This is a genomic window from Shewanella sp. Koi 1, from assembly GCF_052907445.1.
Map to the genome: position 1 here is coordinate 3,536,840 of NZ_JBREJM010000001.1, position 26,903 is coordinate 3,563,742.

Annotated in this window: 20 protein-coding genes and 1 pseudogene; 12 read left to right on the forward strand and 9 right to left on the reverse strand. The window is 48.6% G+C overall.

Going from position 1 to position 26,903, the window contains the following annotated elements:
* Nucleotides 1-8 precede the first annotated feature (8 nt).
* Nucleotides 9-1,535, reverse strand: coding sequence for a putative bifunctional diguanylate cyclase/phosphodiesterase (locus ACUZ8J_RS15640; protein WP_446694315.1), 1,527 nt, complete (start codon nucleotides 1,533-1,535; stop codon nucleotides 9-11).
* An 85-nt stretch (nucleotides 1,536-1,620) separates the two neighbouring features.
* Nucleotides 1,621-2,460: an HDOD domain-containing protein gene (locus tag ACUZ8J_RS15645; protein WP_011716177.1), complete on the reverse strand. Its 840-nt coding sequence runs from the start codon at nucleotides 2,458-2,460 to the stop codon at nucleotides 1,621-1,623.
* Nucleotides 2,461-2,833: 373 nt separating this feature from the next.
* Between ACUZ8J_RS15645 and trhP the strand changes: the two genes are divergently transcribed.
* Together trhP and ACUZ8J_RS15655 are read left to right on the forward strand one after the other, a co-directional pair.
* Entirely contained in the window at nucleotides 2,834-4,198 is a 1,365-nt protein-coding gene (gene trhP, locus ACUZ8J_RS15650) for a prephenate-dependent tRNA uridine(34) hydroxylase TrhP (RefSeq protein ID WP_011621855.1), read from the forward strand.
* Nucleotides 4,199-4,201: 3 nt separating this feature from the next.
* A complete protein-coding gene (locus ACUZ8J_RS15655) occupies nucleotides 4,202-4,453 on the forward strand; it encodes a YfhL family 4Fe-4S dicluster ferredoxin (protein WP_011621854.1) in 252 nt (83 codons plus the stop codon).
* 85 nt (nucleotides 4,454-4,538) lie between these two features.
* Here ACUZ8J_RS15655 and ubiT read toward each other — a convergent pair whose 3' ends face one another.
* Nucleotides 4,539-5,075, reverse strand: a complete 537-nt coding sequence (ubiT, locus tag ACUZ8J_RS15660) for a ubiquinone anaerobic biosynthesis accessory factor UbiT (protein ID WP_089068256.1) — start codon at nucleotides 5,073-5,075, stop codon at nucleotides 4,539-4,541.
* A 138-nt stretch (nucleotides 5,076-5,213) separates the two neighbouring features.
* Between ubiT and ubiU the strand changes: the two genes are divergently transcribed.
* The gene (gene ubiU, locus ACUZ8J_RS15665; protein WP_374922261.1) at nucleotides 5,214-6,215 is read left to right on the forward strand and encodes a ubiquinone anaerobic biosynthesis protein UbiU; all 1,002 of its coding nucleotides are present in this window, start codon (nucleotides 5,214-5,216) and stop codon (nucleotides 6,213-6,215) included.
* Between the two features lie 31 nt (nucleotides 6,216-6,246).
* Nucleotides 6,247-7,119 carry a U32 family peptidase gene (locus tag ACUZ8J_RS15670; RefSeq protein ID WP_282633907.1) on the forward strand — a complete coding sequence of 291 codons (873 nt, stop codon included), beginning with the start codon at nucleotides 6,247-6,249 and terminating at the stop codon, nucleotides 7,117-7,119.
* 42 nt (nucleotides 7,120-7,161) lie between these two features.
* Here the strand turns inward: ACUZ8J_RS15670 and ACUZ8J_RS15675 are convergent.
* Nucleotides 7,162-7,868, reverse strand: a pseudogene (locus ACUZ8J_RS15675) (hypothetical protein).
* Between the two features lie 704 nt (nucleotides 7,869-8,572).
* On the opposite strand from ACUZ8J_RS15675, the gene ACUZ8J_RS15680 reads away from it, so the two are divergent.
* Complete coding sequence (locus ACUZ8J_RS15680) at nucleotides 8,573-9,931, forward strand: YjiH family protein (protein WP_023266715.1); 1,359 nt, start codon at nucleotides 8,573-8,575, stop codon at nucleotides 9,929-9,931.
* 499 nt (nucleotides 9,932-10,430) lie between these two features.
* Here ACUZ8J_RS15680 and ACUZ8J_RS15685 read toward each other — a convergent pair whose 3' ends face one another.
* The 3 genes from ACUZ8J_RS15685 to ACUZ8J_RS15695 form a co-directional block, all read right to left on the reverse strand.
* Nucleotides 10,431-10,838 (reverse strand): DMP19 family protein, encoded by a 408-nt coding sequence (locus tag ACUZ8J_RS15685; protein ID WP_446694316.1) that lies wholly within the window; start codon nucleotides 10,836-10,838, stop codon nucleotides 10,431-10,433.
* 309 nt (nucleotides 10,839-11,147) lie between these two features.
* On the reverse strand, nucleotides 11,148-11,438 hold the full coding sequence (locus ACUZ8J_RS15690) for a hypothetical protein (protein ID WP_446694317.1): 291 nt from the start codon (nucleotides 11,436-11,438) through the stop codon (nucleotides 11,148-11,150).
* A 745-nt stretch (nucleotides 11,439-12,183) separates the two neighbouring features.
* Entirely contained in the window at nucleotides 12,184-13,161 is a 978-nt protein-coding gene (locus tag ACUZ8J_RS15695) for a transposase (RefSeq protein WP_446694318.1), read from the reverse strand.
* Between the two features lie 433 nt (nucleotides 13,162-13,594).
* Here ACUZ8J_RS15695 and ACUZ8J_RS15700 point away from each other — a divergent pair, with 433 nt between their 5' ends.
* The 3 genes from ACUZ8J_RS15700 to ACUZ8J_RS15710 all read left to right on the forward strand — a co-directional run bounded on the left by ACUZ8J_RS15700 (nucleotide 13,595) and on the right by ACUZ8J_RS15710 (nucleotide 17,088).
* Nucleotides 13,595-14,665: a UDP-2,3-diacylglucosamine diphosphatase gene (locus tag ACUZ8J_RS15700; protein WP_446694319.1), complete on the forward strand. Its 1,071-nt coding sequence runs from the start codon at nucleotides 13,595-13,597 to the stop codon at nucleotides 14,663-14,665.
* An 89-nt stretch (nucleotides 14,666-14,754) separates the two neighbouring features.
* Nucleotides 14,755-16,557, forward strand: a complete 1,803-nt coding sequence (locus tag ACUZ8J_RS15705; protein ID WP_446694950.1) for a GNAT family N-acyltransferase — start codon at nucleotides 14,755-14,757, stop codon at nucleotides 16,555-16,557.
* Nucleotides 16,558-16,656: 99 nt separating this feature from the next.
* Nucleotides 16,657-17,088, forward strand: a complete 432-nt coding sequence (locus tag ACUZ8J_RS15710) for a CBS domain-containing protein (RefSeq protein ID WP_037415302.1) — start codon at nucleotides 16,657-16,659, stop codon at nucleotides 17,086-17,088.
* Between the two features lie 30 nt (nucleotides 17,089-17,118).
* Here the strand turns inward: ACUZ8J_RS15710 and ACUZ8J_RS15715 are convergent, their stop codons facing one another.
* Entirely contained in the window at nucleotides 17,119-18,471 is a 1,353-nt protein-coding gene (locus tag ACUZ8J_RS15715) for an NCS2 family permease (RefSeq protein ID WP_446694320.1), read from the reverse strand.
* Nucleotides 18,472-18,988: 517 nt separating this feature from the next.
* Here ACUZ8J_RS15715 and torE point away from each other — a divergent pair.
* The 4 genes from torE (at nucleotide 18,989) to torD (ending at nucleotide 23,566) form a co-directional block, all read left to right on the forward strand.
* Nucleotides 18,989-19,159 (forward strand): trimethylamine N-oxide reductase system protein TorE, encoded by a 171-nt coding sequence (gene torE, locus ACUZ8J_RS15720; RefSeq protein ID WP_011621844.1) that lies wholly within the window; start codon nucleotides 18,989-18,991, stop codon nucleotides 19,157-19,159.
* A gap of 26 nt (nucleotides 19,160-19,185) precedes the next feature.
* On the forward strand, nucleotides 19,186-20,364 hold the full coding sequence (gene torC / locus ACUZ8J_RS15725; protein ID WP_446694321.1) for a pentaheme c-type cytochrome TorC: 1,179 nt from the start codon (nucleotides 19,186-19,188) through the stop codon (nucleotides 20,362-20,364).
* 15 nt (nucleotides 20,365-20,379) lie between these two features.
* Nucleotides 20,380-22,869, forward strand: coding sequence for a trimethylamine-N-oxide reductase TorA (torA, locus tag ACUZ8J_RS15730; RefSeq protein WP_446694322.1), 2,490 nt, complete (start codon nucleotides 20,380-20,382; stop codon nucleotides 22,867-22,869).
* A 67-nt stretch (nucleotides 22,870-22,936) separates the two neighbouring features.
* Entirely contained in the window at nucleotides 22,937-23,566 is a 630-nt protein-coding gene (gene torD / locus ACUZ8J_RS15735; protein ID WP_446694323.1) for a molecular chaperone TorD, read from the forward strand.
* Between the two features lie 253 nt (nucleotides 23,567-23,819).
* Here the strand turns inward: torD and torS are convergent, their stop codons facing one another.
* Nucleotides 23,820-26,864, reverse strand: a complete 3,045-nt coding sequence (torS, locus tag ACUZ8J_RS15740; RefSeq protein WP_446694324.1) for a TMAO reductase system sensor histidine kinase/response regulator TorS — start codon at nucleotides 26,862-26,864, stop codon at nucleotides 23,820-23,822.
* Nucleotides 26,865-26,903 lie beyond the last annotated feature (39 nt).

Consider the following 26,903-nt stretch of genomic DNA (forward strand, 5'->3'; position numbering starts at 1 on the left):
AGCTAAGTCTAAGGATGTGAACCATTAACGCAGAGCATTTCGGGTCTGGGTCTTAGCTGGTTCCAGTTCATTTCAAGCTCTGCGGCCCGCATCGGCTTGGCATAAAAAATCCCTTGAATACGGTCGACGCCCATCTTCACTAACATATCGTGGATATTTACAGTCTCAACACCTTCGACCGTCACCTCATAGCCGAGCTTTTTCGCAATATTAATGCTGGCCTCAAGGATATATTCTGAAGGCTGATTCGGCTCAAGATCCCTAAGAAAGGCTTTATCGATTTTGACTTCATTGGCGGGTAAATGCTTTAAATACGCCAGCGATGAATGGCCCGTACCAAAGTCATCGATTGCCAATTTCACCCCAAGACGACGGATCTGTTCTAAGGTATCCACGGCCTTGTTTAAATCGGCCATCAGAGTGCTCTCGGTGATCTCAATCATCAAGCATTCTGGCGGTAATTTATAATGCTCGAGGCGAGCCGCGATATCATGGGGCAAGGTTTCACTGTCGAGATCTTGAGTCGAGAGATTAAGCGCCACGCACACAGACACGCCCGCCGCACGCCACTTTACCTGCTGCTGTAACACTTGCTCCAGCGCCCAATGGCTCACTAAATCGATCATCCCGGCGCACTCTGCCAGCGGAATAAATTCTCCGGGGGAAATAAACCCGAGCTCCTCATGCTCCCAGCGGATTAAGGCTTCGACTTGGGTGCAGGCGCCCGTATGAATATCCTGCTTAGGCTGATACACCATATACAGATGATTTCGCTGCAAACCACTGGGAAGGCTGTCGATAATCTTAAGCTCCCTCAATTGGCGGATATCGTCATTCTCGCTGTAACAGGCGATAGCACTACGGGTTGCGCGGGCCTTTTTAAGGGCAAGATCCAGCCTTCTGAGCATATGGCTAACATCGGCATGATGCTTAGCAAGTCGCAGACAACCAATCTGCATCCGCACACTGACGGGGGTATCTTTAATTTTAAAGGGCACCTGTAGTCGACCACGTAAATGCAGCAGTTGCTCCTCGGACAGACTTTGCTCGTAATAGAGGAAAAACTCATCGCCGTTTAGGCGCGCAATCAACTTAGGTTTAAGGCTTAGACTAGTTAAGCGCTCGGCAAACTGTTTAAGCAGAATATCGCCAAACACAAAACCAAAGAGATCATTCACATAGCGAAAGCGATAAATATCGATAAGCACTAAAGTGCCTTGGGTGATGGGCATCAATGCGGTCAGAGAACGCTTAAGCCCGACACGGTTATTCAACCCTGTGAGTTTATCCTTACCCATGCCCGCAGGCAGCGCTGCGAGCATCTCGTTTAAGGAATGGTAAAGCGGTGCAAACTCCTGCGGCACCACAGGCACATTCAAAGGACGGCGTTCAATCTTTTGCTGATCGAGCTGCGGGCATAATTGCGCCAAAAATCGCTGCTGTAACCGCAGCGCTTGGTATCTAGCGAGTAATATATAAAGCACGGCTATCAAGATGATACCCAGTGCTAAACCGATAAATCCCAGAATAACCATAATTTGGCCTCAATCTTACCACGTAAGCTTAACCACCATTCTCCCCTGACTCAGGGCAAGAATGGCTTCCCTATAGGCCCTACGACTACTGGTAACTCTCTCTGATTGAATGGAATTTATCCATAAATTCGTCACTAGCTAAATCATTCGCCGAGACGGGTAATCCACGACTCACAAAGACTTCCATCCGCTGCTCGAAATCGGCTCCGGCGCGTAACTCACCGGTGTAAAAGGCAGCGGCTCGGATAAAGTCTAAGTAGGTCACATGGTCTGGCAGATAAGGTAAATCCGCCCAGCGCTCAACCACTTCCATCACCTCTGGCGCAAAATCCCAGCTCTTTAATACTGCGCGTCCTAATGGGCCTTGCATTTTACGTACTAAAGAGCGCAATTGATCAATACTGGTGAATAACTCTGGATGGGCTTCGGCTTCAGTCAAAACCGGTAATGCACCGATATTATGGACTAAACCTGCCAATGTTAAGGTATCTAAATTGAGCTGCCCAGGATGACGTCTATTATACATTTGCAACATGGCACAGGCGGCCGCCGTTACTTCAATCGAGGTGCGCCACACTTCATCCATCACTTCCCATACCATTTCATTGGTGGAAATAAATAGCTGCTCCATCGCCACTGAGGTCGCAATACTCTTGATTTGGATGAGGCCAATGCGAGACACTGCGCTACTAATGCTCTCGGCGGGAATGCCGCGGCTATATAAGGCACTGTTGGCCACTTTGATGATACGCGCCGAAATCGCCGCGTCTTGACCTATCACCTCACCCACTTGCTTTAGGCTCGCATCGGAGCGGCTCACCACTTCTTGTACCCGCATGGCCACTTCGGGCAGGGTTGGCAACACTAAAGCATCATCTTTTAATTTTTTGAGTAATCCGACTAACAGTAGATGTTCAGTAGACATCTTCGCTCCCATCAATCTGCAAACATAAATCTTCAATAGTTGGAGTATATCAGTTGCCCACCAATTGATGGGCAGAAAAAAGCAACAGACGTTAATTATTTGTATGACGCTGTTATCAATTTCACCCAGAACGGCATACGAAAGTAATTGGCTATCCCTTGATTCGCTTAAGCGAAATCGCGCTAAACAAACAAGACGTCGTCAATCCACAGACAAGCGTCATCGCCCGCCATCACCTAGCTTAGGGGTATATTCGTAAAATGCGAACTATACCTAATCTTAGACGAGGTGATTTGCATAACCCTACTTTGATTGTGTAAAATGCCGCCCCCGCGCACTGCGCCTCCATCTACCAACCAATTCGAGAGTCATTATGTTTAAACCTGAGTTGTTATCTCCCGCTGGGACGCTGAAAAACATGCGTTACGCTTTTGCCTATGGTGCAGATGCCGTGTATGCCGGTCAGCCGAGATACAGCCTGAGGGTTCGTAATAACGACTTTAAAATGGAAAACCTCGCAACGGGTATCGAAGAAGCCCATGCGCTGGGTAAAAAGCTTTATGTGGTGAGTAACATTGCTCCCCACAACGCCAAGCTCAAAACCTATATCAAAGATATGGAACCGGTAGTCGCGATGAAGCCCGATGCGCTGATCATGTCAGATCCTGGCCTTATCATGATGGTGCGTGAGGCTTTCCCTGAGCAGGTGGTGCATTTATCGGTGCAAGCCAACGCCATTAACTGGGCGTCGGTTAAATTCTGGCAGACCCAAGGCATTAAACGGGTGATTTTATCCCGTGAATTGTCCTTAGATGAAATCGAAGAAATCCGTCAACGCTGCCCCGATATCGAGCTAGAAGTGTTTGTCCACGGCGCCCTGTGTATGGCTTACTCTGGCCGTTGTTTACTGTCGGGTTATATCAATAAGCGCGATCCAAACCAAGGCACTTGCACTAACGCTTGCCGCTGGAAATACGATGTGCACGAAGCGCAGCAAACTGACTCGGGCGATATCATTGCCACCCCCAATGCGGTGCAAATCGAGACGCCAACCTTAGGCACGGGTCCTGCGACCGACCAAATCTTCCTGCTGCAAGAAGCCAATCGCCCCGGCGAATACATGCCAGCGTTTGAAGATGAGCATGGCACTTATATCATGAACTCTAAGGACTTGCGCGCAATCCAACACGTTGAGCGTTTAGCGAAAATGGGCATCGACTCGCTGAAGATCGAAGGCCGTACTAAGTCGTTCTACTATGTTGCCCGTACCGCCCAGCTATACCGTCAGGCCATCGACGATGCAGCCTCAGGCAAGAGCTTCGATCGCAGCCTGATGAACCAACTCGAAGGCTTAGCCCACCGTGGCTATACCGAAGGTTTCTTACGTCGCCACGTACATGATGAATATCAAAACTATGACTATGGTTACTCGGTCAGCGATACCCAACAATTTGTGGGTGAATTAACCGGTAAACGCAATCTGGCTGGCCTTGCCGAAATCGAAGTGAAGAACAAATTCTCTGTCGGTGATAGTGTTGAATTAATGACGCCACAGGGCAATATCAGCCTCACCATAGAGCAACTCGAAAACCGCAAAGCCGAATCGGTTGAAGCGGGATTAGGTTCGGGCCATACCGTTTACTTGCCCGTGCCGAAAGAGGTTGATCTGAACCACGGCATTTTACTGCGTAACCTGCCCCAAGGTCAGGATACCCGCAACCCACACGAAGCAGGCTAAGGCATGGCATTACTGATCGACGACAGCTGCATCAATTGCGACATGTGTGAACCTGAATGCCCAAATCAGGCCATCACCATGGGGGAAGAAATCTACGAAATCGACCCAGACCGCTGCACCGAATGCGTAGGCCACTATGATAAGCCGACCTGCGTCTCCGTCTGTCCGATTGATTGTATTGACCCCGACCCTAACCGCGTCGAGTCCCACGACGAACTGTTGGTCAAATTCGCCATACTCACGCAAAAAATTTAAGTGAGCATCGGCCGTTTAGCTAAACAAAAAGCCCCGCAATATCAGCGGGGCTTTTGTTTATCACTTGATTAAAGCTAAGTTCGCATCAACTTAAGCTTGGGGATTTAGCCAAAATCACCGTCGGTTTTGCCTCAAGCTGCAAACGCACAATGGCATCGGCCAGCTTTTCAACGCTTAAGCGAATGGGTGTCGGCAGGCTGGCAAACTCGATACTCAGCAGTAGGTTTTTCACCTCAAGCCCTAACTCGGTATCGCCTTCGATGCTCAGTTTGCGTTGGAAAAACAGCGTATCAGGGTCTTCTTTTGCCGCAGCGACCAATAAGAGCTCGGCGGAATTAGCACTAAAGCTGACCTGGGCATCGGTCAGCTCACGCACCTGCCAGCGGCCATCGAAACTCACTTCAAAATACAGATTTAAATCTTCAACCCGAATCGCAACCCATTTATCTGCCAAGAAATCTAACTCGCCATCTTCGGCCTGCGGCGCCAGCAGCTGCGTTAAGAGTTGGCTAAGTACCTTGGCCTTAAGGCTAAAGGGCACTTTGGAGAGTGGCAAACGGATCAGTTTTGGGGTGAGTTCGAGCAGTTGTTTTGCAAGATTAGCTGAAAAAACAGCGGACATAAGCGGTTACCTAAGGATAAAAAACACTATATCTCCCAGTTTACCGAGATTTTATGATCTTAAACCTGTTTTAAATCAATTCACCGCCATTCAATCTTCCCTACACTCTGCCCCTGTTATTTTATCGGGAGCACCATTATGGAGTTGTTGTGTCCAGCAGGAAACCTGGCCTCGCTAAAGTCGGCGCTGCAGGCCGGAGCCGATGCTGTCTACCTTGGGTTAAAGGATGATACTAATGCACGTTCATTCGCGGGCTTAAACTTCACCCCCGCAAAATTACAGGAAGCCGCCGAGCTGACCCATCAGCGGGGCAAGAAAATCTTCCTCACCTTAAATACCTTTCCTAAGCCGAATGAGGAACACCGCTGGTATCAAGCCATCGACTTGGCGGCCAGCATTGGCGTCGATGCCTTAATCGTTGCCGATCTGTCGCTGCTCGACTATGCCCATAGGCAATATCCGCATATTCCGCTGCATTTATCGGTACAGGCGAGCGCCACCAACTTGGGCGCACTGAGCTTTTATAAAGAGGCTTTTAATATCGCGCGGGTGGTATTACCCAGAGTACTGTCGATGAAACAAGTGCGCGACCTCGCTAAAGTCAGCCCAGTCGATTTAGAGGTCTTTGCCTTTGGCAGTCTGTGCATTATGGCCGAAGGCCGCTGCCACTTATCCTCCTATGTCACTGGCCAATCGCCAAATACTGGTGGCTCTTGCTCGCCAGCAAAACACGTGCGCTGGCAGGAACAGGGCCAAGACAGATTGACTCGCCTCAACGAGGTCTTAATTGATAAGTCAGGGCTCGATGAGCAAATGGGCTACCCTGTGGTCTGTAAAGGCCGTTATCTCACCCAAGACGATGATAAACCGCAATATCTGCTCGAATCCCCCACCAGTTTAAATACCCTTAGCTTGCTGCCTGAGCTTGCCAAGGCGGGCATAGTGTCACTCAAGATTGAGGGGCGTCAGCGCAGCCCTGCCTATGTGGAGCAAGTGACAAAGGTTTGGCGTCAAGCGATTGATACTTATCTTAATCATCCAGATAAATTCCAGACTCAGGCCCATTGGGAACAAGCCCTCGCGAAAGTCTCCGAAGGTCAAATAACCACCTTAGGCGCCTACGAGCGTGACTGGCAATAGCCCTAGCGATAACCACAAAGAAGAAACGATTATGAAAATTTCCCTCGGCCCACTGCTCTATTGCTGGGAAAAACAACAGGTCATCGACTTTTACCAGCAAGTGGCCAACAGTCAGATCCCGTTAGTGTATTTGGGTGAAGCCGTTTGTAGCCGTCGACGCGAACTCAAGTTTGGCGACTATCTCGAACTGGCCAAAATGCTCAAATCTGCGGGTAAAGAGGTGGTGCTGTCTACGCTCGCCCTTATCGAAGCACCCTCTGAATACACTGAGCTTAAACGTCAGGTCGACAATGGCGAATTTAGCATTGAGGCCAACGATATGGCGGCCGTGTATCTCGCCAAGGAGCACAAGCTGCCCTTTGTCTGCGGCGCCAGCATCAATAACTACAACCGCGCCAGTTTAGATATTTTGCAGCGCTTTGGTATGCAGCGCTTTGTGATGCCAGTTGAACTGTCGAAGACTTGGCTAAGCCAAGTGATAGAAAACAAGCCTGCATTCGAAGTCGAAGTGCTTGGCCATGGCTATTTGCCACTCGCCCACTCTGCGCGCTGCTTTACCGCTAGGCATCAACACTTGTCGAAGGACAGCTGCGAAACCGTTTGCCGCCAATACAGCAAGGGCTTACTGGCACAGACGCAAGAGGCGCAACCTTTGCTCAGGTTAAACGGCATCCAAACCCAGTCGGCCAGCTGTGTCGATTTACGCAGCGAAATCAATGAAATGATAAAGATGGGCGTCGATGTGTTTCGGGTTTCGCCCAGCAGCTTAGCCTGTATCACTAAGGCCGATGCGCTGGTCGAGGCGTTAACTAGCGAGGCAACGGATGCTCAGTTTCCTCTTAGCGATGAGCACTGTAACGGTTACTGGTTTGGCGAGGCGGGACTGAAATCCTTAGGCTACTGAAATCCTTAAGCTGATGGCATGATGGGCTATCAGCTTAATCACTCACTCGGGAGCTGGCTCCTGAGCGAGTGACTGTGGAGTAAGCAGTAGCGCCGCCGTCCAACTTAATAAACTCCCAAGCGCAATCCACTCTAACAATGCAGGCCACCATAAATCGGGCCTTGGCAATTGCAGCACCATTTCTTGATAGAAGGGCCTGTCCCCCTCGGTTAAGCCCAGCTCTAATAGGGGGGCGTAGAGAAAGGTCATCATGCTCAGCAATACCACAAGCGCTAACAATAGCGTCCAAGGTTGTCGCCTTTGTGAATTAAGGCCAGCCCACATCAGATAACAGATGGCACTCGAACTGCCGAAGTAGAAAAACCATTTCAGGGCGAGGATATGCAGATGATACACATTGACCGGAAACAAACCCACGCAGGCCAAGGCTAAAAACGTTAGCGCCAGCGCGCAGTAAAAGGGATAGCCCCAAAAACCACTTACGGTTTGCAAGGATGAAAGGCAATAAAACACAATGCTTAAACTGCCAAAAAACAAGCCACCATTGAGCACCACAGCAAGAGCGGAATGCCCATAGGTCCCCAATTCACTCAAGGTATGATTCAAAAAGTTGAAGGCTGAGTCTCGGTCTGATCGAAGCCTAACACCGCCACGCCTATCCCGAGCAATAATCCAAAAATACCAAGAAAACCAAACTTAGTGGCGAGCGAAAAACCTCTTGTCGCGACATTCATTTTTGTAACAGTCATGGATAATTTAGCTAAACAAAAGTAGTACTAACTTACATGGAATTGAAAAGAATTAAAGCGGCGTTCATCCTCTTTAGGAGAAATATTTTATTTCACCACTATTTACGCTTATTTAGTCACTTGCGCGCAGCGCCCGCCCTTAGTCAATATTCAATTTAAAATATGCAAATACCGACTCAAAACCGCATAAAAATGCACAATCCATTCAGCAACACTGAGATTATTGTCGGCGATAACGTCGCGGTTACAATTCGCGTTAACGGCTTCACATTGTATGGAGAGCGACAGAAGCTCTAATCGCATTAACGGATAAATAAACCGCAAAAGCGGAATATTCGAAGAATCTAAGGGAAAATTTTGTACAAAATCCCCCATCGCCGCTAACAACACCAAGAATAAAACAACTCGATAAATCCGCTGCAACACCAAGATTTAATTGCATGATTTAGTTATCAAAACATCTAGCTTACGCTAAACATCCACTAAGATAAGCATTCAGGAATGGCCCAAATAACTATGCTATTTTGCTGCTTATCTCAAACAAATTTCCGAATCGTTTTACATAGCGGCGCTAAGCGAGTAATCTTCCCCCTTCTCGATTTTGAGTTGAATGAAAATGCACCTAACATCCGCCTAACATGCGGCTTTGAGGGGCAATTTGTTCAAGTTTATTTGTGCGACTCGTACTTTTAAGGTGTACACCATTGGCTACTGAACATAAAAACCGCAACATTAAGACGATACTCACCTTTATCGTCCCTTCGCTGATCGGTCTGCTGCTGTTTATGACCCCTATCAGCTACAACGATGCGATTACTATTCCCATCGCAATCATCTCTAAAGCACTGCAAAGCGTGTTAAGCGATGTATTAACCTTAATCGTGACTGTGATTGTTGTCGCCATGGCCTTGGCCTCTGTGCTGACGAAGTTACTCAAACCTAAGTTTGTGCTGAACAATCACTTTCTCAATGGTTTACTCAACATCAGCCCACTCTGGCTTGCAACGCGTGTCGTCGGCGCCGTCTTTATCGTGCTGACCTACTTTGGCATTGGCCCCGAAGCCATTAACTCTTCAAGCACTGGCGCCTTAGTACTGAACGACCTGTTACCCGTACTCTTCTCAGTGTTTATCTTCGCCGGTATGTTACTGCCGCTGCTGTTAAACTTCGGTCTATTAGAGCTATTTGGCACCCTGCTGACCAAGGTCATGCGCCCAGTATTTAACCTGCCAGGTCGCAGCGCCATCGACTGTATGGCCTCTTGGTTAGGTGATGGTAGCGTTGGGATTTTGCTGACCAGCAAGCAATACGAAGCGCGTTTTTACACCCAAAGGGAAGCCGCGGTTATCGGTACCACCTTCTCGGCGGTGTCAATTACCTTCAGCTTAGTGGTGATCTCGCAGGTGAAGTTGGAGCAAATGTTTGTGCCCTTCTACCTGACCGTATGTTTAGCGGGTTTTGCGGCGGCCGTAATTGTGCCTAAGCTGCCACCACTGTCGTGGAAAAAAGATAACTATATCGACGATACGCCACGTCAACCCGACGATGAGATGATCCCCGCTGGACACGGCGCACTCTCTTGGGGCTTTGATAAAGCACTCGAGAAAGCTGCCAGTGCTGGTGGTGTGAAAGCCGTTTTAAATGAAGGCGTTAAAAACGTTATCGATATGGTATTTGGCATTATCCCAGTGGTAATGGCCATTGGTACCACTGCGCTGATCATCGCCGAGCATACGCCAATCTTCAATTACTTAGGTATGCCGTTTATTCCATTACTGGAACTGCTGCATATCCCAGAAGCGACCGAAGCCTCTAAAACTATCGTTGTCGGCTTTGCCGATATGTTTATCCCATCGATTTTAGCTAGCTCTATCGAATCGGATATGACCCGCTTTGTGATTGCCGCCTTATCAGTAACCCAACTAATTTACATGAGTGAAGTGGGCGCGCTGCTGATTGGCAGTAAGATCCCAGTGAACTTTGTTGAGCTATTCGTCGTGTTCGTACTGCGCACCTTAGTGACTCTGCCAGTGATTGCCGGCGTGGCTCACCTGCTGTTCTAAGCACGACATCGGCTTTAAATATCAAGGGGAGTCAGATTTAACTGACTCCCCTTTTTTATACTCATTCAAACACAAACTCATACACGAACAGGCAGTTTTGATTACTTCGTTGAGTGTGGGTTAGTCGTACAAACTCCACTCGCCACCATATAACTCAGTTTTACAGGAAGTCATTTAGAATTTCTGGATACTACTGCTGAAGGATAAAGTTTGGCCGTTTAATTCTTTAAGTGCTGTCTTTTGGTGAGCCATGGCATTCTCTCACGCCCCGTCAATGGGCGACGGTCGTCTCGCTAATTGCCATGGCTCACCTGTTTAGCATCGGCGAAACCTGTTTGTTTTAAAGAAGATGGTGACTCGTTTTGGGACATTAAAGCATGTCAGGACATCAACTGTATCAGGTGAATTTCGGATAAAAATTTCTATGGGTTAATGCCCGCGTAATGTGCTGGTTTGAAGCACTAGCGGAAAATCCGCCCATTATGCGTTTGTTATGTATTTACTTCGCCACATAAGCATCAAGCATTTCATAAAAGTTTTCCGAATACTCGTAAAACTCTGAATCTAGCTCTCCGAGCTTACCCATCTTTGAGTCTTCATCTATTTTTAAATGGTTTTGTCTTTCAAAGCGAGATTCCGGTAACTTACCATTGAAAGCCACATCTATAGCTCGTTGGAGCAATGAGGCAGTTTTAGTGGCACCTATATTATTGAGTGATTTCAGAGCAAACGCAGCATGATCCCCTGAAGAGTTCCAGAAGTATTGATGGAACCCACCATTGTTTACCTCTGCTTCCAACCTCCAAATCGTATATATTGTCTGTTCTTTTTCAGACAGATTCGAAAAGCCAACAGCCTCATACTTTTCAGAAACTGCATCATAAGATGCAGGGTATTCATTTGCCATTACCAATCCCGATATAGCTGTAAGAATAATTAGAAGTTTTCGCATATTCCCTCAGAAAACATAACGCCTCAAACATCGGCTTGGTGAAGTTGGCGTTTTTTTTGCGCACGCAAAAAAAGTGACAGCTTTACCAAGCCCACGGCTTTGACTTGTTAATCCTAGTTTTTGGCAAACACCCATGCCGCATTAAACTCACGAGTACTTGCATTAAATGTAAATTCACAACCTTCATCAGTAAGGTCATTTAGAACCCCTTTTATTACAGGACCGGACTGGTCGATAAAGCTAATGCCGTCAGCAGATACTCTTTCACCTGACCATTCTAAGCGAGGCCCATTGAATAATGGCTAAACAAAGACCATCTGTTGCAACTAGAAACCCAGTTGCTTTGTTGTAGATAATATTGTCGATACCATCCCATTCAGTTGTTGAAACTATTTCTCTTTTATTTGGATCAACAAAATATCCCTGACCACCTGCAACAACCCAAAATAGCTTCTCATTGGGAACACGAAGGACGGTATTATAGGAACTCCAACCACTTTGACTAAATACGCCCACCCACTCGATATATTCTTCGTCGAAGAACTTTACCCACAAGTGTTTCCAGACTTTGAAAAATTGTGTTCTTCAAAATCTTCTGATAATGGTGGCCTATCAAGTATCCCTGCTTCCATGATAATGCTTAGTGTCAAATAGGGTTAACATATTAGTAAATATGCGATGCGCTGTTTGCAGAGCATAAACCGCTTGTTCACTAAATCTCAAATATGGCCGCAGCCACATCCATGTAAAATGATATAAATGATATAAATGATATAAATGATATAAATGATATAAATGATATAAATGATATAAATGATATAAATGATATAAATGATATAAATGATGCTATAGGTATTTGCTTTTTTGTGGTAGCGGTTTTTATACAGTTTGATGGGTAATCACTTGATATCGTTTTACCTTTCTTGTTCTTTCACGCTTATTTTTTGCTGATAAATTGCTATCTAACGACTCAAAACGCCAAGGAATACACCTCCCCTTGGAGTTGCCGCAGGGCGAATAGAGCTCTTGATTTAATAAAGAGTGCGTGAGTCTCGCTATGGATTGCGCACAAAATCTAGCCACCCATTTTAAATCAACAACATAATGCACTTTCGGTTTGCCTACAACTTGTGTGAGCTAAAATGACTTGAGTGGGAGTAATCAACAATCGCGGGGAGAGCATCTAAGGCAATAAATTGCGCTAATTCCTTTAAAAATCGGGTATTTCAGACGAGGTAAATTGTCCCATAGCGCTTGGGAAGTGTTCTGGATGGGGCTTTTGAAGTGATATAAGCCGTTGTCAGTTACTGTTAAAGTGCTGACAGCTTGACGCAAAGTGCCGTCGTCGCTTTTCTAAGTGTTCGCAGTAATCGGTCAGTTCTTGCAACGTGCCTACAGGACCATGAAATAGCTTGCCAAATTCGGTTGTCAGCTTGAGCCAATTGTCATGGGGGATATTTAATCTGTTCAGTATCTTGGCGCTATTTTCACTGATGTATCCACGTTTATCATTGCGAATAATTCGGCCTGTATCATCCACCAACTGAAGGTAATCTGTTAATGCAAACGCAATGCCATTGGGTTGATTGTCGCACTCGTTAGCAATAAAAGGCAGGAGATTACTCGGCTGCTCACCTTTTAATGCGGCCCGAATACGTAGTTGGATACTGGTATGGTCGGATTGTTCTGGTGTATCAGCAAGTTGCGCTCGAATCGGATTTAAATCAACGTAAGTCATACAGGCTAATACCGCAGCTTCATCGAGTAGGGCTTGCGATTTGAATCGCCCCTCCCAGAAACGACCTGTACAGTTATCCTCTTGATTTGCTTGCCTTGCAATCGGTTCATTCAGACAGCGCATAAACCATGAAATATCACACAAACGACTACGATAAAGGGCAATTGAATGCTTTAATCTGTTGACCTGATGAGCTTCAACCAACTCACCTTTAACGAATTTTTGAGTTAATTCATCGCCTTTAAACAACTTATGCCATTGCTCAAGCACTTCGCGGTCAGTCCAACGATTTGCCGTCTCGATATCGACTCGCAGCACCACATGCAGATGATTAGACATCACGGCAAAGGCTGCGATATCAATAGCAAAAACCGCTTCAAGTTCAAACAATAATGACTCTACCCAATCACGGCGATGGTCATAGTTTTTACCCGAGTAACTGTCATCGCCACATAAAAATGCCCGCCGAACAACGCGGCTACAGCAATGGTAATAAGGTGTGTCTTCAAGGCTTATCTGAGTTCTGCGGGGGCGCGGCATACAAACCTCCTTGTTTAATGCTTAACCAAAGCATAGTCGGAGGTTAACTACTGCGCTATTGAGGTTGGGTGTCCAGTTTCGGTACTTCCAGTTTCGGTACTTTAAGGTTGGGTGTCCTGTTTCGGTAATGGTATTGGCAGCAGATGAAGTCGTCGAGCCTATAGGGATACTTCTAGTTAAATAAAGGGGCGGCGTGTCACTGGGGAAGCAAGGCAATTCATCCTGCACACCTAGCGATAATACAATCTAGCTTTAGGCAAAAGTAAGTTAAATCCTCCAGCTTGTTCTCATTGCATCCAGTTCTAAATCTTGACGGGTGAAGTTCAAGCTAATCCACCTTGTTGTCATCTGCATGTCACTTAAGCTTCATCATTCAGTCAAAGCTCGTCCCTAATCTTTAAGGCAGTCAACAGCCGCATAGGGTGAATATGAGATGACGGGTGCTAATTACAGGGGATTTGAACGCACGCTTATCAACGCACTCAACGCCCCCCGCAACTCTTCCGACAATGCTCCATCCAGTGTTAACGCCACTTTCTTCTCCACGCCACATTTTGCCAACGCCAGCAACGCAGCAAACAGCCACACCACCACAGTCAACGCCCTCTGGCTATCGGATATCCATCTAGGTTGTAAGGATTGCAAAGCCGACTATCTGTTAAACCTATTAAATACCGTGCGTTGCAAGCATTTGTATCTAGTCGGCGATATTGTGGATTTATGGGCGCTCAAACGCCGCCTGCACTGGCCCGAGAGCCACAACAAGGTATTGCAAAAGCTGATTGAACTGGCGCAAAACGGCACTCAGGTGATGTATCTGCCGGGTAACCACGATGAGTTAATCAAGCCCTATGCCGAACTGACACTGCTGAATATCAAAATTGCTCGCCAGCATATTCATCAGGGCATTGGCGGCCACAAACTGTTAATGCTGCATGGCGATCAGTTCGATGCCGATGTTTGCGTTGGGCGCTTCTACGCCATCTTAGGCGATCATCTCTACGACTTGTTGCTGTTCCTCAACCGCAATCTCCACCGTCTGCGCGAACGCTTAGGCTACCCGTACTGGTCACTCGCCAGCTATATCAAATCCCGCGTTGGCAAGGCGCAGACGGCTATCGCCCGTTATCGCCAAGCCGTAGTGAATTATGCGCAGCACTATGATGTGGATGGCGTGGTCTGCGGACATATCCACCAGCCAGAGCTATCGATTCACCCTCGAGATAACCAATACTCCACACCGGATAAGCGCCAAATCATCTACGCAAATGATGGCGACTGGGTCGAAAACTGCAGCCTGATCACAGAAACCTTAAGCGGTGAATTACAGCTCTGCCGCTGGAATGAGCAAAGCTTAGGCCTCGATATTCTGAGAAGTATTATGTTAGTTCAAACGCCGCCTAACTCACCCATTCCAATGCCAGCTCAGGCCTCAAGACCAGTTCCACAAACGGCCACACACAGCCCCATACAAGCAGAAATCCAACCAAGGGATGTCGCCTAATCATGAATCACTTAACTAGTCATGCGCCAAACGCCGAGCCATTAAATCCCAACGCATTAAACCAAGGCACGGCTATTGAATCTACAGCAATGCCACAACCTGCTTTTAAAGACAGCTCGATGATCTTTACCGTCGATAATGTGGTGGAGCAAAACCTGCCCTCCCTCAAAGACAAACCTTGGTTAGCCAAGCCAACCAAGGCCATGCTGCGTTACCTGTTGAATGAAAAACAATGCAACGAGATAGCCAATCAATTTGCCTATCTGCAAGGGGTCGACTTTGTCGAGCAAGTGCTTGCCAGCTTTGATTTTAGTTTTACCGTGCCCGCCAACGAGGTCGAAAATATACCCTGCGAAGGCCGCGTGGTAATCTTCGCCAATCATCCGATTGGCTCTCTCGATGGCCTCGCATTGATAAAACTGATTAGTGAGATCCGCCCCGATATTAAAGTCGTCGCCAACGAGCTATTGATGGCACTTAAGCCTTTACATTCGATTTTGCTGCCGGTGCGCAATATGACGGGCGGCACGCCGAAACAGCACCTCGAAAAAATCCACCAGCATCTGCGTAATGAAGGCGCGGTGCTGATTTTCCCGTCGGGGGAAGTCTCTCGCCTGCGTCCCAATGGCGTGCGCGATACCCTGTGGCACTCAGGCTTTTTAAAGATGGCGATTTCCTGTAATGCACCGCTGCTACCAATCTTTTTGGATGCCAAAAACTCCGCCACCTTCTACGGCGCCTCGATGATTTACAAACCCTTAGCCACACTGCTACTGGTCAAGGAAATGTTTAAACAGGCCAAACGCAATATGCCTATTCGCATCGGCGAGCTTATCCCGAATGAAGCCGTGCGCTCGATGGACTTTCCGCTAAAGACCAAAATAAAACTACTAAAGAATCATCTGTATCGCATCGGCAAAGATAAAGACCCACTGTTTATCACCCAAAGCGCCATCGCCCACCCTGAGTCGCGCCGAGAGCTGCAAGCCTCGCTGCAACAATGTGAACTCCTCGGTGAAACCCAAGATAACAAACTGATTTATTTGTATCAGCATCAGGACAGCAACCCCATCATGCGTGAAATTGGTCGCCTGCGGGAAATCGCCTTTCGCGCCGTCGGTGAAGGCACGGGCAAGCGCCGCGATATCGATAAATACGATTCCTACTACCAACATCTGGTGCTGTGGGATAAAGAACAGTTTGAAATTGTCGGCGCCTATCGTTTCGCCAGCGGTGAGCAAGTGCTAAATCGCTACGGCGACAACGCCCTCTACAGCCAATCTCTGTTCCAATATGCCGACGGCTTTATGCCCTTTGTCAAACAAGGCTTAGAACTTGGCCGCAGCTTTGTGCAGCCCAAATATTGGGGCAAACGCAGTCTCGACTACCTCTGGTTTGGCATTGGCGCCTTCCTCGCTAAACATCCCGAATATCGCTACCTGTTTGGCCCTGTTTCCATCAGTAATCAACTGCCTGGCAGCGCGCGCGAAATGTTAGTGCATTTCTACTCCAAGGAGTTTGCGCCAGCACAGCAGCTGGCGGTGTCTATGTCCCCCTTTGGACTATCCAAACAGCGTAAAGAGCAGTTGGATGCCCTGTATTCCGGCGAGGATTACCAAAGTCACTTTAAGCAACTCAAACAAATGCTGGCGAGTATGGGAGCCGCAGTGCCTACCCTGTACAAGCAGTATGGCGAGTTGTGTAAGCAGGATGGGGTCAAGTTTCTCGCCTTCGGGATCGATGCCGATTTCGGCGACTGTGTCGATGGCTTAGTCTTGGTCGATACCCATAAACTCAAAGGGAAAAAGTACCAACGTTATATCGGCGCCCATTTGCCCGAAGACTTACGCAACCCCTTGATGACGGAAGACGAAACCGACGAGCAGGATTAGGCATAATCCTGTCTAAGATATTGGCTAAATAAACATCGGTCTGTTATAAGTATCTGTAATACAGTGCATTAAGGATACATATCCTTGGAAGGGTTTATCATGCCGATCATTATCGCCGATATTATGCGTACCCGAGTCGTTACGGTCGAAATGGACGATCGTTTAACCGTGGCGAAGGAGATTTTCGAGCAGGCAAACTTCCACCATCTACTGGTGGTGGATGAATATAAACTCGAAGGCGTGTTGTCGGAGCGCGACTTGCTGCGTGCCATCAGCCCGAATCTAGGTAGCAGCGCCGAAACCTCGAAAGATCTCGAAACCCTACAAAAACGCGTCCATCAGGTGATGACCCGTAATCCGGTGACCGTTGCGCCCCATGTGTCGCTCGATGTAGCCAGCCGTACCTTGCTGGAACACAATATTGGCTGTTTACCTGTGCTCGATAATGGCGATTTGGTCGGGATAGTGACTTGGAAGGATTTACTGCGAGCCTATTGTGAACACAATGAGGTTAATGAAAGCGAGTGCTAGCTGCACTCGCTTCCGACTTTATAGAGTAATCTAGATTGCCCAACCGCCCATATAGAAGGCCACAAGGCCCAAGGTAATGGCTAACACACCTAACTTAAGTTGACGCCATTCGCCGCTAAAAATACGGCCAACCACTAAGGTTACAAAGCCGAGCATAATACCGGTCACAATGTTACAGCTAAGGATAATGAACACGGCGCAGGTTAAGCCCGCCATCGCATCGACCTTGTCGTTAAAGTCCAACTTAGTCACATTGCTGAGCATCAATAGCCCCACATACATCAGCGCAGGCGCCGTCGCATAGGCAGGCACCAAATAGCTGAGCGGCGCTAAAAACACCATCAGCAGGAACAATCCACCGACTATGGTCGCCGTTAAGCCTGTCTTACCGCCCGCCGCTGTCCCTGCCGCCGATTCGATATACACCGCCGCAGGAGCGCCGCCGACAATACCCGCAAACATGCTGCTGACAGAATCTGACGTTAATGCCTTGCCGCCGCCAACGATATTATCGTCTTTATCCAGTAGATTGGCTTGCCCCGCTACCGCGCGAATGGTGCCCGTGGCATCAAAAATCGCCGTCATCACCAACGCCAGCACAATCGGCAATACCACAGGATTCAAGGCGCCCATAATATCCATTTGACCAATCAGCGAGTGCTCAGAGGTAAAATCAGGCACGGCGAAGAAACCTTGGAATTTCACGCTTGGGTCAAACACTAAACCGAACAGGGACAGGCCGATAATCACCAATAAAATCCCGCCGGGTACGCCGCGACGCTCTAAACCAATAGTGGCCGCTAAGCCCAGCACGGTGGCGATAACGGGCAGGCTGTTAATGTCGCCTAACTTCACAGGCAGCCCCGCGTCATTGGCCACAATCAACTGCACACTGTTAGTGGCAATTAAGAGTAAAAACAAGCCAATACCTATACCTGTGCCATGGGCAATCCCCTTGGGTAGGTTAGCCAGCACCCATTGACGCACGCCAGTAACACTCACGACGGTAAAAATCACCCCCATCCAAAAGATGGCGCCTAAGGTCACAGGGATACTCATGCCCTGACCTAACACCAAGCCGAAGGCGGTAAAGGCGGTGAGTGAAATTGCACAACCAATGGCCATAGGCAGATTCGCCCAGAGTCCCATCAGCAGCGAGCCAAAGGAGGCAATTAAACAGGTGGCGACGAACACGGCGCCGGGATCGAATCCCGCTTTGCCTAACATATTGGGTACCACAATCACTGAGTACACCATCGCGAGGAAGGTGGTTAACCCTGCAATCACTTCTTGGCGAACTGTGCTACCACGTTGTTGAATTGAAAAAAAACGGTCCAGAAACGAACCTGAGGGTACGGCTGTTGAACTCAATTGCTCAGACATATCTTGTTATACCTTGTGATCTCTTAAAATAGGGTCGATACCAATTGGCTTAACCATTGGCGACGCCGGCTGCGGCAGATTAGAGCCCCAAATCCAAGGAGTTGGGTGAGAGATCCACATCATTTTCCTACATCGGGAAAAATCCATGATCTGCAAGCAGTGATGCTTTGCCCAGTTAAACTATCTTCAACCATGCAAACGCAGCCTTTGTTGGCCGCGGATAATACTGTAAACGCCGCCAGATAGCTAAGACCTCGCCTGCACTTCAGTAAATAATTAGCCAAAAAAGTCAAAATCAGTGTTTAAAAAAACACCTAAACTGCATATCAAACTGCCGATAGCGATCACAGAAATAAGATTAACGCTCTGTCAGTAAAACAAAAAATGATGTGATTTTTAAAATTTTCATAATTTTTCATATATTGTCAAAGCCCATTCATCACAACAGGCAAGTCCATTCACATCTCCCCTTTATAGTGCTCCCATCAAAAATCGCTTTCGAACGGAGCTATTCCCAATGACAAAGCCCACTATGCAAACATCGGATAAGTCCTCACGCAGCAATGAGTTAAAGGCGCTGGGATTCATCATTTTCATACTCTTTCCCGCACTGACTGTCGCGGGGATCAGTCTCTACGGTTTCATCATTTGGATGATCCAAGCCTTCGGCGGCGTTGTCGGCCACTAATTCACTGATACTTTGAGGACGCTATTATGAAGTGGTTAACCAACCTCTGGCGCACACTAAACAAACCCACAAAAGCTCTCACCTTAGGCGCTGTCAGCATCAGTGCTTTTATCATGGGCATCATCTTCTGGGGCGGATTTAACACCGCACTAGAAGCCACCAATACCGAAGCCTTCTGTATTAGCTGCCACAGTATGGAAAGCAAGCCTTACCGAGAGTTACAGGAAACTGTGCATTGGTCGAATCACTCTGGCGTGCGCGCCACCTGCCCAGACTGCCACGTGCCCCACAACTGGAGCCGTAAGATTGCCCGTAAGATGGAAGCTTCCCACGATGTTTGGGGCTGGTTATTCAACACGGTCAACACTCCTGAAAAATTTGAAGCTAAGCGCCTAGAAATGGCGAGCCGCGAATGGAAACGTTTCGATCGCGACAATTCTCTGGCCTGTAAAAACTGCCACAACTACAACTCGATGAAGTGGGAAAGCATGTCACCACTGGCGCAAAAACAAATGAAACGTGCCGCCGAAATCGACCAAAGCTGTATCGATTGCCACAAAGGCATTGCCCACCATTTACCTGAAATGGGCACGGCCCGCGCACCCGAACTCATCGCCGAAGTGGGCGCAGGTGTCAGCTCAGTCGAAACCAACCAAACCTACTACAGCGCCCTGACTAAGCCACTGTTCTTTAGTGAAAAAGGTGACGTTGAAGCCGGTACCTTAAACGTAGCCACTAAAGTCAAAGTGCTCGAAACCCAAGGTAAGCGTATCAAAATTGGTATCGATGGCTGGCGTAAGAAAATCGGCGCAGGCCGCGTGATCTACATGGACTTTGGCGTAAACATTCTGTCGGCACAGTTAAGCAAAGATGCCGCCGAAACCGAAGGTGTTATCCAAACCTTTGAAGAGAAAGAAGACCCAATGACAGGCCTGAAATGGCAACGGGTTGAAGCCCAAATCTGGACCGATAAGGATTACCTGCTCACCGAGCTGCAACCACTCTGGGGCTATGCCCGCGACACGTTCCGCTCAAGCTGTAGTGTGTGCCACACCCAGCCAGATGAAGCGCATTTCGATGCCAATACTTGGCCTGGTATGTTCCAAGGCATGTTGGCCTTCGTGAACATGGACCAAGACACCCAAGCGCTGGTGCAGAAATACCTACAGGAACATTCGTCAACCTTCGTGAAAAAAGAGCACTAATTCGGGAGTAATACCATGAACAGAAGAGACTTTTTAAAAGGCTTAGCCTCAACCTCTTTCGTTGCTTTAGGTGGCAGCTCAGTGTTAGCGCCCTTAAATGCGCTGGCCAGCACAGGCTTAAATGAAGACGAATGGCTGACCACGGGCTCACACTTTGGCGCCTTTAAAATCAAACGTAAAAACGGTGTAATTGCCGAGGTCAAAGCCTTCGATTTAGATAAATATCCAACGGATATGATTAACGGTATCCGCGGTATGGTCTATAACCCATCCCGCGTGCGTTACCCTATGGTTCGCTTAGACTTTTTACTCAAAGGCCATAAGAGCAATACCCAGCAACGGGGGGATTTCCGCTTCGTTCGCGTGACCTGGGATAAAGCATTAAAGCTGTTTAAACACTCACTCGATGAAATCCAAACCCAATACGGTCCATCGGGCTTACACGCAGGACAAACCGGTTGGCGCGCAACCGGGCAACTGCATTCCAGCACCAGCCATATGCAGCGCGCGGTGGGGATGCACGGCAACTATGTGAAGAAAATCGGAGACTACTCCACCGGTGCAGGCCAAACCATTCTGCCCTATGTGTTAGGTTCAACCGAAGTGTATGCCCAAGGCACCTCTTGGCCGCTGATCTTAGAAAACAGCAACACTATCGTGCTCTGGTCAAACGATCCTTACAAAAACCTGCAAGTGGGTTGGAACGCTGAAACCCATGAGGCCTTCGCTTACCTCGCGCAGTTAAAAGAGAAGATCAAACAGGGCAAGATCCGCGTGATCAGTATCGACCCTGTGGTCACCAAAACCCAAGCTTACCTTGGCTGTGAACAGTTATATGTCAACCCACAGACTGACGTAACCCTGATGCTGGCGATCGCCCATGAGATGCTCACCCAAAAGCTACACGATGAAAAATTCATCCAAGGTTACAGCTTAGGTTTCGAAGAGTTTGTACCTTACGTGATGGGCACTAAAGATGGTATCGCCAAAACCCCTGAGTGGGCGGCGCCTATCTGCGGTGTTGAACCACACATTATTCGCGATCTGGCAAAAACCTTAGTTAAGGGCCGCACCCAAATCATGATGGGTTGGTGTATTCAGCGCCAACAACACGGTGAGCAACCTTACTGGATGGCCGCAGTCCTTGCGACCATGATAGGCCAAATCGGTTTACCTGGCGGCGGCATCAGCTATGGTCACCACTACTCGAGTATTGGTGTGCCTGCAACAAACGCAGCGGCGCCAGGCGCCTTCCCGCGTAACTTAGACGAGAACCAAAAACCCCTGTTCGACAGCACCGACTTTAAAGGCGCGAGCAGTACGATTCCCGTCGCCCGTTGGATTGATGCGATTCTCGAGCCCGGCAAAACCATTGATGCCAACGGTTCGAAAGTGGTGTATCCCGATATTAAGATGATGATTTTCTCGGGTAATAACCCATGGAATCACCATCAAGATCGTAACCGCATGAAGCAAGCCTTCCATAAGTTGGAATGCGTGGTCACTATCGATGTGAACTGGACGGCAACTTGCCGCTTCTCCGACATAGTGCTACCCGCCTGCACCACCTATGAGCGCAACGATATCGACGTATACGGCGCCTATGCTAACCGCGGTATTTTGGCGATGCAGAAGATGGTGGAGCCGCTGTTTGAAAGTTTGTCAGACTTTGAGATCTTCACTCGCTTTGCCGCATTGATGGGTAAAGAGAAAGAATACACCCGCAATATGAGCGAGATGGAGTGGATAGAAACCCTCTATAACGAGTGTAAAGCCGCGAACGCGGGTAAGTATGAGATGCCAGATTTTGCCACTTTCTGGAAGCAAGGTTATGTGCACTTTGGTGATGGCGAGCTGTGGACACGCCACGCCGACTTTAGAAACGATCCTGAAATCAATCCATTAGGTACGCCTTCTGGCTTGATTGAAATCTTCAGCCGTAAGATTGAACAGTTCGGTTATGACGACTGCCAAGGCCATCCAATTTGGATGGAAAAAGCCGAGCGTAGCCATGGTGGCCCGGGTTCAGACAAATATCCTGTGTGGCTACAATCTTGCCATCCGGATAAACGTCTGCACTCACAGATGTGTGAATCGAAGGAATACCGCGAAACTTACACAGTCAACGGCCGCGAACCCATCTATATCAGCCCTATGGATGCCAAAGCGCGCGGCATTAAAGATGGCGATATAGTGCGGGTATTTAACGACCGTGGCCAACTGTTAGCGGGCGCAGTGGTGTCGGATCGCTTCCCTAAAGGCGTTGTGCGAATTCATGAAGGCGCATGGTATGGCCCAGTGGGTAAAGATGGCAGCGTCGAAGGCGGCGCCGAAATCGGTGCCCTGTGTAGCTATGGCGATCCAAATACTCTGACCTTAGACATTGGCACCTCGAAGTTGGCTCAAGCCTGCTCAGCCTATACTTGTCTGGTCGAGTTTGAGAAATACCAAGGCAAAGTCCCTAAGGTCAGCTCCTTCGATGGTCCTATCGAAGTCGAAATCTAACCAAGCCCACAAGGCGATGCGCCTAGTCAACTAGGCGCATTCCACTGTTAATCTTGAGGAACATGCGATGAGCAACGTCGATATCAATCATGCCAGAGCCTTAGTGTATCAGCTGCTGTCTTCTCTGTTTGCCCGTGAAATTGATGAGCAGCGCCTTAAGCAACTCAGCAGTGAGCAAGCGCAGCAATTCTGGACACAACTGGGTTATGCGCCCGAGTTTAGTGCACCAGTCGCCAGCATACAAAAGGTGCTGAATGGCTTAACGAGCGATGAAGCCTTGCTCGAACTTGCCGCCGATTATTGCGGTTTATTCCTTGTAGGCACAAAGCACAGCGCCTCGCCCTATGCCAGCCTGTACTTGAGTCCCGAGGAAGAACCCTTGCTATTTGGGCAGCAGCATCAACAAATGAGCGAGTTTTTACACCAGAGCCAACTGCAAGTGCAGAGTCACTTCCCTGAGCCTGCCGATCACTTAGCCGTGATCTTAGCCTATATGGGACACTTAACTTGTCACAGTGAAGATGCCGCCCAGTTAAACTTCCTCAATGCTTGTATCGACTCATGGTTAGCCAAGTTTGTCGCCAAGGTCGTTGAGTGCGATAGCAAGCACAGCAATGGCTTTTACAGCGCCCTCGCCACACTCACCTTAGCTTGGGTGCAGCAAGATACACAGCAGTTAGAACAGGCAATGCATTAATCGCCATAAGCATAAAGCCCGATTAGCGTTACACCTGAGTCGTGTTAAACCTGAGTCGCATTAAGACTCAAAGTAATAACTCATGTCTCGTCCTGGAATAAGTTAACGAAATGTGGCTCCCATGGGAGCCGCCTTTTTATCACTCGATTTGCATTGATTAGGCAGAAATACGTTTTGCTTATGTACGACTCAGGACGACTCTCGCCTAGTGCAAACGTCTTGTCGTTAATCCTTTGTTGCTAACACTTTGTCGCTAATCCTGTATTGCGAGCCACTGCTCAATCGCTGTTATCGACGCCTGCCAGCAGGCGGTTAATTCAGTCACCGCTTTGCTATCCAATACATTTTCCCCTGTGGTGTTTAGTGCTTTCTCCCACTGCTGACAACACTGAGTCAGTGCTTTTAGCCCCATGCTGGCACTACTGCCCTTAAGCGCGTGCAATAGTTTTCCAACATCGCTGAAATGCGCCACAGAGCTTAGCGCCGAGAGTCGCTCCATTTGCTCAGTACTGGAGGTTCGATAGAGCGCTAACATATCACTCACGGCTTTCACGCCTAAAACCTCAATATCTTGCTGTAACTGGTTAAGATCTAACAAGGTTTCGGCTTGATGGCTCTGGCTGGTAGATTCGGCATTGTTCGCCGATTGAAGTGATTGTGCCGATTGCGGCGATGATTCACCTAGTGAAATCGGCATTGAAGTTGGCACACGCGCAACACCTAACCATTCTGTCAGGGTTTGCAGGCTCAAGGGTTTAGCTAATACAGTATCAAACCCCGCCTCCCGATACAGGCTAAGATCCTCTGTCTGCATCTGCGCGGTAAAGGCGGCAAACTTCACCTTGCCATTGGCGAATAACGCCTTTAACTGGGGTAATAGTGTGAGTCCAGAGCCATCACTCAGTTGGATATCTAGCATCACGGCATCGAATGCCTTGTCGCCACTTACATGCGCTAGCGCCTGCTGACAACTGATGGCCAAGCAGGAACTGTGGCCTAAATGCGCCAAAAATCCCTGCGCGACCATGGCATTAACCTTGTTGTCTTCAATCACTAACACCCGTAGGGGATTAACCTGTTTTTGCTCCTGAGTTTGCGTATCCAATGCCTTATCACATTGGGTAAAGCTCAGCTCAAAACCAAACTCACTGCCCTTACCTAGTTCGCTCTTGACCCAAATTCCCGGCCCCTCGGTATCCATCAGTTCAACTAACTGTTTGCAGATGGCAAGCCCCAAACCTGTTCCACGGCTGCGCCCCTGATTAGGCAATACGCAGTAAGGCATAAATAATTGCTCGCGCACCTCGGGAGCAATCCCCACGCCGGTATCGGCCACCACAAAGACCAACTTATCGCCTCGCACGCTGACATTGAGACTCACGCCGCCTTCTGGGGTGAATTTAATGCCGTTACCAATCAAGTTAAACAGCACTTGCCTCAGCTTAGGGCCATCGATATGAATACACGCAGGTAACTGGGGACGATTCAGCCTTAAGCTCAATCCTGCCAAATTGGCGCCCGCCACCATGATCGCCAGCACTTCATCGAGCAGGGCATTGATATCCGTTGGCCGCGGTTCATTGGTTAAATTACCCTGCTCGAGGCGAGAGAAATCGAGAATATCGCTCAGCACAGTTTGCAGCAGCGTGCCGCTGTATTGTGACAATGCGAGCATCTGTTGCTGCGCTGGCGGCAGCTGACTATGGCCGAGTAAGGTAAGTGTCCCGAGTAAGCCGTTGAGCGGGGTGCGAATCTCATGGCTCATGGTCGCCAAGAATTGGGATTTTGCCTGACTCGCCTCCTCGGCAACGATTCTTGCCTTAGCGTGGCCTTTGGCCTCCGCATCGAGTCGCAGGTTGGCTTCGGCCAATTCCTGTGTGCGCGTAGCCACGGTTTGTTCGAGGGCTTTTTTATGCTCGGTCAGCTCATCGGCGACCTGACGTAAATCCGTCTGTAATTTCAGGTTATGGGCGGTTTTTCGCTTAAATGCCTCGATGGCATTGGCCATGGCGGTCAACTCATCGTCACCGTGGGCATCGAGGCTCACATTGGTGTCCCCTAAACTTAAGCGCGACATGGCCTCGGTTGCCTGATTTAACCTCAAGGCAATGCCGCGATAGATCACCCGATAAACCACTACGGCTATGATAACCAACATTAATATGCCCGTGCCCCACAGCCCCAAGCGGGCGTAAGACAACTGCATTAAATAATCACTGCGCGCCAGCTCCGCCCGCTGCTGCTGTTGATTAAGTGCACTGTCCACCCGCGTATTGAGGCTATAGAGTTTTTCCGCTAACTCCTGCTGCTGCCGCTGTTGGCGCTGCAGGCTTTGGCTCAGTTCTCGCTGTAATTTAATGATTTTTGGGGTATGGAGAAGAATAGCCAGCTCCGTTTTTAGGGCATTGAGCCTGCCGGGGTCGCGGATAAGCTCAGCCACAGTGGTGAGCGCCATTAAATCGATACCCACCTCTGCCACTGGCGCCTCAGTGGTCGCCAGCTCGATAGCCATCCCTTGCGTTGGATGATGCTGCGCCATGGGGTGCGATGGTTCAGTACTGGCAAAGGTTGCCAATAAACGGGGAACACTCAATTGCAGCTCAGACTGTAACTCGGATGCCTCAAATAACTGACTGAGCAGCGCAATTTGATGCACTAACTTGAGCGCACGGTTGAGCTGCTCCTGCACATCTAACTCTCGCTCAATCACATCATCGAGCAATTGGCCACTGCGCTTATCCCCCGCCATATCCGGATAGGCTTGGCTGAGTTTTGCCAAAATAGCCGAATCGACAACCGCCAATTCGGATTGCAATAGCTCAGAGGCTCGGCCTGCGGCAACCGATAATTCGCAGGCCCTGAGCTGTAACTCATCGCCCAAGGTAAGGCGCTGGCCCACACTCTTACCAAGTAAGGTTAATTGCTCGATGATTTGCCCTGCTAATACGGATAAATGATTATCTTCGTTCACATCCAGTGTTAGTAACACTTTGATGCTATTTAACATTGTGGCGCTTTCAAGGCTGAGCTTACGGCCGATAAATTCCCGCTGCCGCTCATCCTCTACTTGGCCTAACTGGGTCACGCCATCGGATAAGGCATTAGAGGCCTGCACTAATTGGCGCGCGGCTTGAGAGGCGGGTAAGGATTCTTCATACAGGTAACTGTCGGCCTGTTTGAGCCAATGCAAACTCAGGCAACCTAAGCTAACCAGTAGCAACAGCAATACCCCAAGCACGCCGAAGGCGAGCATGAGTCTGCCGGTTAAACTACTTCGCGATAAAGATAAAGGCGCCACACTTGTTCCTTCTGTTACAATGCCTTCGAGATAATCACT